The organism is Wolbachia endosymbiont (group B) of Melanostoma mellinum (genome assembly GCF_947251465.1).
In the GTDB taxonomy this organism is placed as follows: Bacteria; Pseudomonadota; Alphaproteobacteria; order Rickettsiales; family Anaplasmataceae; genus Wolbachia.
In genome coordinates this window covers 853,315-865,818 of sequence record NZ_OX366366.1, presented here as the reverse complement: position 1 = coordinate 865,818, position 12,504 = coordinate 853,315, and the positions used below count along the sequence as shown (strand labels likewise).

Sequence of the window (12,504 nt, the reverse complement as noted above, 5' to 3'; positions counted from 1 at the left end):
TGGATATCTTTAGTTTTTGCATATAACATTTTAATATCAAATATAGATTCAAGTTAATGTTTCTGAGAGTATTTAAAAATATATTCTTGTTTTTAGTAAGTGTATTATTTGTCTGCCCTATACTATCGTTAATATCGATTCTATTTACAGAATCAGCAAACTCTGGATGGGTAATTAGTAGACTTTTTCCTGAATATATACTCAATACGTTAATTTTGATGGTAGGAGTAGGGTTAATATCCTTTATATTTGGAGTAATTCCAGCTTGGCTTACTACATTTTTTTCGTTTCCCGGAAGTAGAATTTTTGAGATTGCCTTATTCTTTCCGATATCAATTCCTGGATATATAGTATCGTTTGTTTATGTAAATACGCTAGAGTTTTCAGGTCCGATTCAGAGCTTGTTAAGAGATACTTTTCAATTGGGCAAAGGTGACTATTGGTTTCCCGAGATCAAATCCCTAGGTGGTGGAATATTAGTAATGGGATTTAGTCTATATCCATACGTTTATATGTTGGTCCGCTCAAGTCTAAAGAGCGTTAGTAACTCAGTCACTATTGCATCAACACTTGGGTTCTCCTCATTACAGAGTCTGTTTTCTGTCATCATACCCTCCATACGTCCATCAATTATAGCTGGGTTATCCTTGGTACTAATGGAAGTAATTACAGATTTCGGCACACCACAGTTTCTTGCTATCGATACTTTCACGACAGGAATATACCGTACTTGGTTTTTATTGCATGACAAATATTCAACTACTGTTTTGGCAGTTGCAGAACTGATTTTCGTTGCAACACTAATAGTTATCGAGAAAAAACTACAAAAAAGAGAAATATCTTACTCTTCAATCAATACTAATGCAGATTATCACAATAAACGTAGTATAAACGGTTCTATATCGTTGATCTTTTCTTATCTTATGTGTTTATTGCCGATATTAATAGGCTTTATTTTACCAATGATTCCACTTATATATTGGAGCATAGAGAAAGGCTTTTTCATATACGAAGCAAGATTCTATAATATAATAGCAAATAGTGTTGGTTTATCATTTATTACCGCGCTAATCTCGATCAGCATTGCAATAATTATTGGATATACAGCGCGTAGAAACAAGGTAATAAGCAACGTAGCACGTCTAATTTCTCTTGGATATGCAATTCCAAATGCAATTATTGCAATTAGCATAATAATGTTTTTAAGCAGAATATCTTCTTTAATTACTCAATATATTGTAGAAATTAGCTTGGTAGGAACTATTGGCGCATTAGTTTACTCATATTTATTTCGTTTTTTTGCTATATCTTTCAAGGCGATAGAGTCGGGACTCAAAAAAACACCAAATGAAATTGAATGGACTGCATATACTATGGGTCATGGGCCTATTTCCACGTGCCTGAATATTCATATTCCCCTTATCAAGAAAAGCATACTATCGGGATTTCTGCTCGTGTTTATGGATACGGTAAAAGAACTCACGGCAACACTAATTATCAGACCATTTAATTTTGAAACTATATCAACTAGAGTATATGAACTTGTCAGCGATGAGCGTTACAGAGAAGCTGCCCCATTTTCGTTAATGATAGTTATTATAGGTTTAACCTCTACAATAATCTTATTCACACTTGATGATAAGAATCAAAAATAAACTATTTTGCATCTGTTCAGCAGAGTAACAAAATAAGAGAGTAACAAAATAAGATAGACGAAAAAAGACAACTATAGAAGCAAATGGTCAGTGCTTTCGTGTTTATCAACTTAGTTGGATCTCAGTATCAGCTACTCGGATGACATTATGGAAGCTCAAATGACAAAACAAGAAGCACTGGTTTCAGATGCACTTAAACAAATACACTATCTTGATGATCAATGAGGTCTAGTGTTAACGTATGGACTATCTAAGGAAAAGGGTGGTACCATAACATCAAAGGTTTTTATGCTCTCTTCGTTCAGAAATTCATATTTACCCTGCATTATTCCTGATGGTGTATTTAAGTATGTTCCACTTGTATATTTGAATACCTCTCCAGATTTTATTACAGGTTGTTCTCCAATAACACCAACTCCAGCAATTTCATTTATTTTGCCCTTATGATCTATTATTCGCCAATAGCGACTTAATAATTGAATGGTTGATGAGCTTTTATTTTTTATCTTAACATTATACATCCATACGTAACAATTTTCATAAGGAATGGATTGCTCTTCAATGTAAATTGGCAAAACTGTAACTTCAACAGAATTAGTAATAAGTGTGTATTTCATGGTCATCGTAAAGTGTTCATGATAAAAATTTAACACACTTCAATTATACACTTTTTTCATAGATTTTCCAAGCATATTATCGTACTCTAACTAGGAAATATTAATCTACATGATGAACAAAACAGATCCACTGGATAAAAAAGTGATAGGAATAATAGGAAGTGGGCAATTAGGTAAAATGACTGCTATCGCTGCAATAAAACTTGGGCACAAAACGCATATTTTTGCCAGTGCTAAAAACGATCCAGCTTGTTCTGTTGCTGATGATTTAACAATAGCAGACTTCTGTGATAAGAGGGCACTTGAATCTTTTGCACAGAGTGTGGATTTAGTCACTATTGAGTCTGAAAATATTCCATGTAGTGCAATTGATATTGTGTCGCTGCACGCAGATTTTTATCCAGGCAAAAAGGCGTTACACATTTCGCAAAATAGGCTGAGAGAGAAAGATTTTATTAGAGATTTAAGCATAAAAACTGCTGATTACAAAAGTATACAAAATTATAATCAGCTACTAGAAAGTAGTGAAACTTTTAGCTATCCAGTGAGGCTAAAAACAACAGAAATGGGTTATGATGGAAAAGGACAATATGTGATTGAAAATGATTCTGAACTGAAGCAATTTGCTTCCTTCGATTGGAATAAAGAGTACATTCTTGAAGCAAGTGTTGATTTACTGAAAGAGGTTTCAATAGTCGTTGCAAGAAATAAAAACGGTAAAGTAGCTTTTTTTCCTATAGCAGAGAATCACCACGTTGACGGAATACTTAATACTTCAATAGCACCAGCTAAAATAGATAATAAATTAGCCCAAGAGGTACAAAAAACTGCAAAGAAAATAGCAACTGCGCTTGATGTAGTAGGAATTCTAGCTATTGAATTTTTCATCACTCAAAATCATGAATTACTAGTTAATGAACTGGCCCCAAGACCCCACAATTCTTGCCACTGGAGCTTGGATGCATGCAACGTTAGTCAATTCGAGCAGCTGGTGAGGGTAATATGCGGATTACCTATGCAGGAAGTAGTATTACGCTTTCCTTGCATGACAAAAAATATAATAGGTAATGATATATATAATTCTCACAAATATTTGAGCAACGAAAGAGCTAGTTTAACCATATATGGGAAAAAAGAGGTTAGGGACAAGCGTAAAATGGGACATGTCAATATAGATTTAAGTTATTGAGCTATAAATGCTCTTTGATCAAGATCTCCAAGATCTGCACTATATTTAGTGCTGCACCTTTGCGTAGATTATCAGCTACTATCCACATATTTAATCCGTGTTTAACGGTATCGTCTTGTCTAATACGCGATATGTATACGGCATCCTCTTGCACAACATCAATCTGAGTCATATATCCACCATCTTCGCGCTTATCTTTCACTAAAACTCCATCGTCTTCACTGAGCATTTCACGAGCTTCTTCTTCAGTTATATGCTGATCAAATTCTACATTTACTGCTATAGCATGACCAACAAGAACAGGTACTCGGACACAAGTTGCAGTTACTTTTATATCCTCTTCTAAAATTTTTTTTGTCTCCTCTTGCATTTTCCACTCCTCTTTTGTAGAACCATCTTCCATGAACTCTCCTATATGAGGAATGCAATTAAATGCTATTTGCTTAGGAAATATTTCAGGTTTTTTAGCTTCATTCATAAAGATTTTTTTTGTCTGATTGTAAAGCTCATCCATTGCTGCTTTACCTACACCAGAAGTTGATTGATAAGTTGAAGCAACGATTCTCTTTATTTTTGCTTTTTTGTGTAATAAATGTAATGCCAGCAACATTTGTATTGTAGTACAGTTTGGATTAGATATTATGTTATGGTTTTTATATTCCGTAATTTTATCTTTGTTGATCTCTGGAATAACTAGTGGCACGCCTTCTTTCATCCTAAAATAGGAAGTGTTATCTATCACAACGCACCCAGCCTCAGTTGCAATTGGTACGTATCTCTCAGAAACATGAGATTCTGCACAGAAAATGGCTATATTAGTTCCAACGAAGTCATAATCCTCAAGGCATAAAACTGTTAACTCTTTGTCACCAAAACTCACCTTTTTTCCCTTTGATTTTTTCGATGCAAAAGCAACAACAGAATCTATCGAAAATTTTCCCTCTTTTTGAAACTCAGCAAGCATGGTCAATACCTCATATCCTACTCTTCCTGTTGCTCCAATAACTGCAATCTTACATCCCATATAAATAAACCTCTGATTTTAAAGCTATATTATATTTTTACTGATAAAATTTACAATTACTTTAATATTTTTACCTTGCAATTAACCATAATTTAGTTATAATTATAAGACACTAGTAATATTACATGGTAGAATGAAATGAGTAAAAAACATGATGACACTAAGGTCAAACCTGCAGTATCTGCATTTCAAAAGCCTGAAAAAATCAATAGATTAGAGATTCAAAATGTTCTTTCGAAAAAAAGCAAGCCAGCGATAAATTTTGATGATAAAAAGTATGGTGTGAAAATTTCTAAGATAGACCAGCATCTTTCAAACAAGAAGCAAGAATCTTTTGGATTAAGAGATTTTTTAAGTTCAATACCAATAATAGGAAGATCTTTAGTGAAAATTTTCACGCCTGAAAAAGAAGAGTATAAAAAACTGCAATCGCAAATAGGTCTTTCTAATAAAGCAAAAAATGAGATCTACATAGATAATAAACGCACAGAAGAAGTAGGTAGCAAACTTGAGAATGGTAATATTGAACAAGTAGATAAAGAGAAAAAAAATCTTGGCCCATAAATATTAACCATTTAAAGTGTATCTCTCACTACTGAATTTGTTGCACAGAAGTTTTGCAGTACCAAAATAAATAAATGGGTATGCCACTTGCAGTGAACAGGCTCGAAGTCAGCAGAGTACCTACAGGGGTTTCTAATATCACCCAACAACAAAAGGTTGTTGCTATGCTACCAATTAAAAGCTTATAACAACTCCTCTCCTGTATAATAACCTTTAGAAAGGCAAAACAGCACGCAAGATAAACGAACAAAAATGAAATTACAGAAAAGTCAATAATCGACGTAATCTGCTGGGCAAAATTGTTGTTTGAAGTGAGAATTAGTAAAATTGCAGTTCCAATTGAACTAACTGTTATTCCCCAAAAAGGAGAGCCATGCTTGTTCCTTTTAGCAAAGAATTTTGGCATTAGTCTATCTTCTGCAAGACCAAAAGCAACTTGTCCACTAGATAAAACCCAAGCGTTTAGACTGCCAACACAAAAAATGAATGCAACTATAGAAACAATTAAATGCCAATTACCAGAAAACATAATTTTTATCGCATCAACATATGGTGCTCTTGAACTTGCTAAATTGTTGCCATTGATCAATCCCATAATTGCAAAATTGTTGATAAAATATATAACAGCAACACAAACTGTGCCAAGCACCACAGCTTTTGGTATAGTTTTAGCTGGATTATCAACTGACCCTGCAGGTGCTGTTGCCAATTCAAGTCCAATAAAACACCATAAAGTAAGGAGTGTAGAGCGGGCAAGAATTTGCGATGTTGTAAGACTTAATATTTCTTCACTTATGATAAAATTATTTCTATCGAAAAAAAACAACGCTGCTACAGGTATTGCAAGCAATACAGCAACCTTCACAACCGTGAGCAGAAACTCAACGCGCCCTGCAGTGGCTATTCCCCTTAAATTTATTAATGTAATGATTGTAAATAACAACAGCTCTAAAAATAAACGCATACTTTTGATATCTTCATGGAAAAATGGTGTAAGATAGCCAACACCCACAACTATTAAAGCTGTTGTACTAACCCATGAGATTACCCAATATGTCCAACCAACAAAGAACGCTGCAGCAGGACCAAAAGTATGTTTCACATAAACGTGAGGACCTCCTGTTTCTGGAAACTTTGCACATAGCGTAGCAAAAACTAGCGCAAGAGACACAGCACCAGCTCCTGATATCATCCAACTTATAAGGCTATAAGCGCCATATGGAGCAAGGCTAATTGGAAGCATAAAAACCCCAGAGCCGATCTGACTACTAATGACTAAAGCAAAAACAGCCCAAAAACCTATTTTATTTGACACAATACCTCTTAATTCTATTAATGTAAGCCAGTAGTATAGCTTAAGAATTTTAGCAAATAAAAAATTTAAGTTAAGTTTTTAGTTTATGATACCAAAGTAGATAAATAAGTGTTCCGCTTAAAGGGAATAGACTTGATATTAACAATGTTTTTATAGAAGTCTCGTATATTACCCAACAGCAAAAAGATACAGCCACACCTCCAATTAAAAATTTGCAGTAGCTTTTGTCTTGTATATTAACTTTGAGAAAAGCAAGGCTACATGCTAAGTAGATAAACAAAAATGACACCACAGAGATATCAATTATTGAAGTTACTTGCTCAGCAAAACTTTTGTTTGACGTTAGGATAAGTAAAACTAACACCCCCAAAGTACTGAGTATTATTCCCCATAATGGAGCATCATGCTTATTTTTTTTGCCAAAAAATTGCGGCATTAACTTGTCTTTTGCAAGGCCTAAGGTGACCTGTCCATCAGCTAAAAACCAAGCATTTAAATTACTTACAGAAACGATAAAGGCAACAACAGAAATAATTAAATGCCAATTACCTGGAAACATAATTTTTATCGCATCAACATATGGTGCTTTTGAACTAGCTAGGTCATTACCACTTATCAATCCCATAATTGAAAGACTATTGATGAAATATATCACAGCAACACAGACTGTTCCAAGCACTATAGCCCTTGGTATTGTTTTAGAGGGATTATTGACAGATCCTGCAGGTGCTGTTGCTGATTCAAGCCCAATAAAACACCATAAAGTAAGGAGTGTAGAACGAGCAAGAGTTTGTGATATTGTAAAGTTTGATACTTCCTCGCTTACAATAAAATTATTTTTATCAAAGAAAAACAACCCTGCGATAGGTATTGCGAGAAGTGCAATAATTTTAACAATGGTCAGCAGAAGCTCAACACGGCCAGCAGTAGTTACTCCTCTTAAGTTTATTAGCATAATAGCTAAAATTAATATTATTTCTAAAAGCAAACGTATATCTTGTATATCATTATGAAAAAGTGGAGCTAAATAACCGATACTTGCAATCGTTACAGCAGTTGAGCTAACCCACGAACTTACCCAATATGTCCAACCAACAAAAAAAGCTGCTGTAGAACCAAAAGCATGTTTCACATAAATGTGTGGTCCCCCCGTTTCTGGAAACTTTGCGCAGAGTGAAGCAAAAACCAAAGCTAGAGATATAGCACCAAATCCTGATATAACCCAGCTTATGAGGCTATAAGCGCCGTATGGTGCAAGGCTAATTGGGAGCATAAAAATTCCAGAGCCGATTTGGCTACTGATCACCAAGGCGAAAATAGCCAAAAAGCCTATTTTATTTGACACGACAATGTTTAATTTTTATCTGAATATATTAACAATATAGCTGAAGCTCGAAAATTTCAATTGATCTTTTTAATTTGCATTTTTTTTTAATTTAAGCATATAATGAGAAGTATATTAATAAATTATTAAGAGGTGGTTTATGAATCCAAGGTTAAAAAAACTCCTGATTACTTGTGCTTTTATTTTATTATCACTTGCCATTTATTATTATTTAAGTCTTCTTATTAACTATATCCTTGATCCAATTCTAGTTCGCCCTTGTAATGATTTAATTAGTAATCTTTACACCTACTTATCTACAAGTACCTCTAGCCCTGTACTAGCATTTTTTGCTACAGGTTTTATTGTTATCGCTGCATTTATTTGTTTGAATAAAATGCTCCTTCCTTTACAAGACAAAATCATAAACAACTATAACTCATTTAAAAACGACAACATTGATAGTAATAGCATGTTATTTGAGGTTTACAAAGATCCAACAATAAAATTAAAGGACAAAATCTTATTCTTTAATATACATCTAATATATTACCTACAGCTTCCATTTTTGTACATTGCATCAAAGGTATCAGCTCTACGTAGATTTTTTATATTCAATTTCGGTTTATTATTGTTAAATTATATACTGCTAATTCCAGTAGCACTTCTTGAATTAATAAAGTATCCATTGGTAAAGCTTTTCTCACCTTTGGGTTTGAGTGTAAAGCAACTTAGCTTTTTGTTTAATATAAGCGATGTAGGCACTGGTGGTCAGAGCGTCCATACGAGTAGTTTTGAGTATAGCATTCTAGAATGCGCTCAAGATTTAAAGCAGAAATTTGGGAATCAATCAAATGTACTCAATAAAGACTTTGAAGATTACATAAATAATTCAGATGAGCTGAAAACTGAGCAAAAAGAGCAATTAAAACTTTATCTTAATTTTAATGGTTCCAATGGAGCAACTTATAGAGAATCAAGAACTGAATTAACGCTAACACAAGCTGCAAACTTAGTTTTAGCTGCAGCCAAGGATCAAAAGTTAGATGTAGATTTACTAAAATGCATGTTACTCATGCGTTTACAAGAAGGAAGTGGTGCATGTCATCTTGGAATGTTTAATCGTATTATTTATTCGCTTAGTTGCCTTGAAGCAAAAAATAACTTTACAGTTGAGGTAAATGCTCAAGTATACGAAAGAATGCCAAGCATTACGGAAGAGTTTCTCAACCATTATGAAAGCAAAAAGATGAAGATTTTAAAGAATAATTTTAACAATTTCTACTCTGAGAATGGTATGGATCCTGAAGTAAAAGATAGTATGGGTAAGTTGATGGAAGAGGCAAAGCAATTTGTCTTTAATAAGTTGTATGTCGATTACTATAATAGATATGGCCAAGAAGTTGGAAGGGGTCCTATAAAGCAGAAATTGAAAGAACTAATTACAGATGAGGATATCAAGGAAGCAGTAAATGCTGTAATAGATAATATAGAAATCCCTGAAAAACCATCTACTTATTTTGAAAAGATGAAAGCATTTTTTGCAGGGCATACAAGATTCTCTGCTGCTTAAAGCTCTGAGACTTGCCTAAGCTTTGATTGTGAGTTAGGTGTGAAGCTAAAAATTGGTACTTACGATTAACTCACAGCAAGCTAAAGGATAGCAAACTGGTCACTCTCTAATTTTTCCTTATTGATTCGTAGCAGGTTCTTTGTTACAGTTCATAGTTATGCAAAGAAACTTAAAACCTCATCAGTATACTTTGATAGTCGAGTACTGCATATGATAATATTGATAACAAATGATGATGGCTTTGAAAGTGAAGGAATAAGACTACTTAAAGAAATTGCACACAATTTTGCATCGGAAGTATGGATAGTGGCACCAGATACTGATAGGAGTGGAGCTGCAAGGTCTCTTGACTATCCAGTAAAGCAATTTATTAAAATAAGTCAACATAGTGAAAGGGAGTTTAGTGTGTCTGGTACTCCCGCAGATTGTGTCATTATCGCGTTAAATAAAATTATGAATAAAAAACCAGACTTAATATTATCTGGAGTAAATATTGGATCAAATGTTGGAGATGATATTTGTTATTCAGGCACAATCGGTGCTGCAATGGAAGGTGCTGCAAGATCTATACCTTCTATTGCGCTGAGCCAAGTTTATCATGATAAAATAGACTGGAACAATACAAAAGTTTTTGCACCAAAGGTTATCAGCAAGCTAATGAAAGTTGGTTGGCCTAAAGATATAGTGATGAGTATAAATTTTCCTGCTACAGAAAAAGTCAAAGGGGTCGAATTTGCTGAACAAGGTGAATATAACATTGATGGTGATTTAACTTTTACTGAAAACTTAAATGGTTCTTTGAGCTTAAATTGGTCTCGGGAACACTCAGGCAGTGGTAGTGTAGATAAAATAAAAGGAGGTTTTATTACTATTACACCGATAAAATTAGATTTTACAGATTATGATATATTAAATGCTATGAAAAATTCTTGTGCAGAGGAATTTTCTTCTATAGCTAACACTCCTATTGCTTCTGATTAGATATTTTCTACGGTTTTATCGCGAGCAATCATTTTTTCTTCACCCGTGTCCATATTTTTAATTTTTAAAGTTTTACTGCTTAGCTCTTCATCACCAAAGATTAATACAACTTTTGCATTTGCTTGATTTGCTTTTTTCATTCGGGTTTTTAGAGTTCCACTATATTCGTAAATCACATATAAACCATTTCTGCGTAATTCACTTGCAAGTGTTAGAGCATGTTCTTCAGCTTCTCCACCGATTGGAATTATATAAATAGGCCTCTCTTTTTTTTCAGCATAGTTGATTAATTCCATTATGCGTTCAATACCTCCTGCAAATCCTATCGCTGGAGTGTGTTTTCCACCTACTGAAGATACTAGATTATCGTATCTTCCACCGGCAAAAACTGCTCCTTGTGCACCTAAATCTTCTGTGACAAATTCAAATACTGTGTGACAATAATAGTCTAGACCTCGAACTAATTTGCTATTTACAGTGTAAGGTATGCCAAGAGCTTGGAGTCCATTTAACACCTGGTCAAAGAAATATGAAGATTCTTTTGTATAATAATCACTGATTTTTGGTGCGTCAGAGATTATTTCTTTATCTGTCTTATCCTTAGAGTCTAATATTCTGAGTGGGTTTTTAATCAATCTATTTTGACTATCTTCTGATAGGTCATTTTGAAACTTTTTTAAATACGATATCAAAGCTTCTCTATACTTACTTGTTGTTTCACTATCACCCAGAGAGTTGATTTCCAGCTTTACATTTTTATTGATGCCAAATTCAGTTAGTAAGTGCTGAGCGAGTGATATCAATTCAATATCAGCTTTTGGATCTTCTATGCCAAAAACCTCAAAATTTATCTGATGAAATTGCCTTTGTCTTCCCTTTTGCGGTCTTTCATAGCGAAATGCAGGCCCTATTGAAAATAATTTTATCGGCGTTTGCAGTTTTTTTTCAATGAGTAACCTAACAATAGCTGCAGTGAACTCAGGACGCAGAGTTATGCTCTTTCCCCCTTTATCAATAAAAGTATACATCTCTTTAGTGATAATATCTGAGCTATCACCTAAAGTCTTTGTAAAGACTTCTGTGTATTCAAATATCGGAGTTTGAACAGGTAAAAAGCCGTATAAACTTGAGATTCTGCTTGCTGTTTGTTCTATGTGTTTAAACTTGTACCATTCATCAAACAGGAGATCTTTTGTTCCTCTAGCTGTTTGATTAGTCATAGTGTGGTCTCTATACCTGCAACCTCTGGTATGTGGTAGCTCAGCATATTCTGCACTCCTTGTTTTAAGGTAATTGCAGCACTTGGGCACCCAGAGCAAGCTCCTTGCAGTTCAACGTAAACTATTCCGTCTTTATAGCCACGGAACTTGATATCACCACCATCTTGAGCAACTGCAGGTTTAATATAACTTTCCATCAATTCTTTTATTCTATTTACAATTTCTATATCATTTTCATTAAAGAATTCTTCCTCTAGCATTTTATTATCACTTACTCCTTCTTTATCAAATGCTTTTCCACCAGAAGTAAAGTGATCCATAATTGTAGTTAAAATTTCCACCTTTACTATATCCCAATTCATTCTATCTGATTTTGTTACCGAAATAAAATCATGCCCAAAAAATACTCTTACAACATGTTCTATTTGAAAAAGATTTACTGCTAGTTTGGAGTTCTTTATTTCATCTGCATTTGAAAAATCAGCTGTTTCTCCTTCGCTCAGAATTTCAAAACCAGGAAGAAATTTCAGCGTGTTTGGGTTTGGTGTTTCTTCAATCTGGATAAACATGTTATTTACCATGACAATTATAATTGTTACTATTTAATCATAAAATGATAAAAAAATATACATGTCATTCATCTTCTTCCTTTTTTTGATATTCACAATAATCACGTTTGTTTTACCTAGCGTTGTTGTATTTTTTCTCTTTTTGGCAAAGAGAAATAACATAAGTTTTATGATGAACTCTATATTAAGTAAGTTTTTGAACGAATTTAACAGCAGTAAAAGTTACACCAAAAATTACACTGGTGATAATATGTCCAAAGATGAAGCATTAAAAATACTGGGGCTGAATTCCGAGGCAAGCCAAAATGAAATCAATAAGGCATACCAAAATTTAATGAAACTGGTCCATCCAGACAAGGGAGGCTCGGAATATTTTGCACAAAAGTTAAACGCAGCACGTGATAGATTGCTAAAGACCTAATTTTTAACTATTGTTTTCTCTGTAAATTTTACTTGTAAATACTAAATCATGT

General features: G+C 33.8%; 12 protein-coding genes. 6 read left to right on the top strand and 6 right to left on the bottom strand.

Features of this window, described 5'->3' with window-relative positions; translation table 11 throughout:
• Positions 1 to 56: 56 nt before the first annotated feature.
• Positions 57 to 1,655, top strand: a complete 1,599-nt coding sequence (locus OPR42_RS03995) for an ABC transporter permease (RefSeq protein WP_265041886.1) — start codon at positions 57 to 59, stop codon at positions 1,653 to 1,655.
• Between the two features lie 218 nt (positions 1,656 to 1,873).
• Here OPR42_RS03995 and apaG read toward each other — a convergent pair whose 3' ends face one another.
• A complete protein-coding gene (gene apaG / locus OPR42_RS03990; RefSeq protein WP_010402892.1) occupies positions 1,874 to 2,278 on the bottom strand; it encodes a Co2+/Mg2+ efflux protein ApaG in 405 nt (134 codons plus the stop codon).
• 106 nt (positions 2,279 to 2,384) lie between these two features.
• Between apaG and OPR42_RS03985 the strand changes: the two genes are divergently transcribed.
• Positions 2,385 to 3,461 (top strand): 5-(carboxyamino)imidazole ribonucleotide synthase, encoded by a 1,077-nt coding sequence (locus tag OPR42_RS03985; RefSeq protein ID WP_264375254.1) that lies wholly within the window; start codon positions 2,385 to 2,387, stop codon positions 3,459 to 3,461.
• Position 3,462: 1 nt separating this feature from the next.
• Here OPR42_RS03985 and OPR42_RS03980 read toward each other — a convergent pair whose 3' ends face one another.
• Positions 3,463 to 4,485, bottom strand: a complete 1,023-nt coding sequence (locus OPR42_RS03980; RefSeq protein WP_265030776.1) for an aspartate-semialdehyde dehydrogenase — start codon at positions 4,483 to 4,485, stop codon at positions 3,463 to 3,465.
• 138 nt (positions 4,486 to 4,623) lie between these two features.
• On the opposite strand from OPR42_RS03980, the gene OPR42_RS03975 reads away from it, so the two are divergent.
• Positions 4,624 to 5,049, top strand: coding sequence for a hypothetical protein (locus OPR42_RS03975; protein WP_264375113.1), 426 nt, complete (start codon positions 4,624 to 4,626; stop codon positions 5,047 to 5,049).
• A gap of 28 nt (positions 5,050 to 5,077) precedes the next feature.
• On the opposite strand, the gene OPR42_RS03970 is transcribed toward OPR42_RS03975, so the two are convergent.
• Entirely contained in the window at positions 5,078 to 6,364 is a 1,287-nt protein-coding gene (locus tag OPR42_RS03970; RefSeq protein ID WP_265030774.1) for an APC family permease, read from the bottom strand.
• A gap of 70 nt (positions 6,365 to 6,434) precedes the next feature.
• Positions 6,435 to 7,709, bottom strand: a complete 1,275-nt coding sequence (locus OPR42_RS03965) for an APC family permease (RefSeq protein ID WP_265041885.1) — start codon at positions 7,707 to 7,709, stop codon at positions 6,435 to 6,437.
• A 376-nt stretch (positions 7,710 to 8,085) separates the two neighbouring features.
• On the opposite strand from OPR42_RS03965, the gene OPR42_RS03960 reads away from it, so the two are divergent.
• A complete protein-coding gene (locus tag OPR42_RS03960; RefSeq protein ID WP_265041884.1) occupies positions 8,086 to 9,261 on the top strand; it encodes a hypothetical protein in 1,176 nt (391 codons plus the stop codon).
• Positions 9,262 to 9,471: 210 nt separating this feature from the next.
• Positions 9,472 to 10,242, top strand: coding sequence for a 5'/3'-nucleotidase SurE (gene surE, locus OPR42_RS03955; RefSeq protein WP_265022967.1), 771 nt, complete (start codon positions 9,472 to 9,474; stop codon positions 10,240 to 10,242).
• Here the strand turns inward: surE and hisS are convergent.
• Both hisS and OPR42_RS03945 read right to left on the bottom strand, forming a co-directional pair.
• Positions 10,239 to 11,462 carry a histidine--tRNA ligase gene (gene hisS / locus OPR42_RS03950; protein WP_265041883.1) on the bottom strand — a complete coding sequence of 408 codons (1,224 nt, stop codon included), beginning with the start codon at positions 11,460 to 11,462 and terminating at the stop codon, positions 10,239 to 10,241. The genes surE and hisS overlap by 4 nt on opposite strands.
• Positions 11,459 to 12,031: a NifU family protein gene (locus tag OPR42_RS03945; RefSeq protein ID WP_265041882.1), complete on the bottom strand. Its 573-nt coding sequence runs from the start codon at positions 12,029 to 12,031 to the stop codon at positions 11,459 to 11,461. The genes hisS and OPR42_RS03945 overlap by 4 nt, the downstream gene beginning before the upstream one ends.
• A 169-nt stretch (positions 12,032 to 12,200) precedes the next feature.
• Here OPR42_RS03945 and OPR42_RS03940 point away from each other — a divergent pair, with 169 nt between their 5' ends.
• Positions 12,201 to 12,452 (top strand): DnaJ domain-containing protein, encoded by a 252-nt coding sequence (locus tag OPR42_RS03940; protein WP_236607909.1) that lies wholly within the window; start codon positions 12,201 to 12,203, stop codon positions 12,450 to 12,452.
• Positions 12,453 to 12,504 lie beyond the last annotated feature (52 nt).

What these genes read in the sequence shown, in the direction of transcription:
- OPR42_RS03980 (WP_265030776.1), bottom strand. Translation starts at nt 4,485, where the DNA reads ATGGGATGTAAGATTGCAGTTATTGGAGCAACAGGAAGAGTAGGATAT.
- OPR42_RS03995 (WP_265041886.1), top strand. Translation starts at nt 57, where the DNA reads ATGTTTCTGAGAGTATTTAAAAATATATTCTTGTTTTTAGTAAGTGTA.
- surE (WP_265022967.1), top strand. Translation starts at nt 9,472, where the DNA reads ATGATAATATTGATAACAAATGATGATGGCTTTGAAAGTGAAGGAATA.
- OPR42_RS03985 (WP_264375254.1), top strand. Translation starts at nt 2,385, where the DNA reads ATGAACAAAACAGATCCACTGGATAAAAAAGTGATAGGAATAATAGGA.
- OPR42_RS03945 (WP_265041882.1), bottom strand. Translation starts at nt 12,031, where the DNA reads ATGTTTATCCAGATTGAAGAAACACCAAACCCAAACACGCTGAAATTT.
- hisS (WP_265041883.1), bottom strand. Translation starts at nt 11,462, where the DNA reads ATGACTAATCAAACAGCTAGAGGAACAAAAGATCTCCTGTTTGATGAA.
- apaG (WP_010402892.1), bottom strand. Translation starts at nt 2,278, where the DNA reads ATGACCATGAAATACACACTTATTACTAATTCTGTTGAAGTTACAGTT.
- OPR42_RS03940 (WP_236607909.1), top strand. Translation starts at nt 12,201, where the DNA reads ATGATGAACTCTATATTAAGTAAGTTTTTGAACGAATTTAACAGCAGT.
- OPR42_RS03975 (WP_264375113.1), top strand. Translation starts at nt 4,624, where the DNA reads ATGAGTAAAAAACATGATGACACTAAGGTCAAACCTGCAGTATCTGCA.
- OPR42_RS03960 (WP_265041884.1), top strand. Translation starts at nt 8,086, where the DNA reads ATGCTCCTTCCTTTACAAGACAAAATCATAAACAACTATAACTCATTT.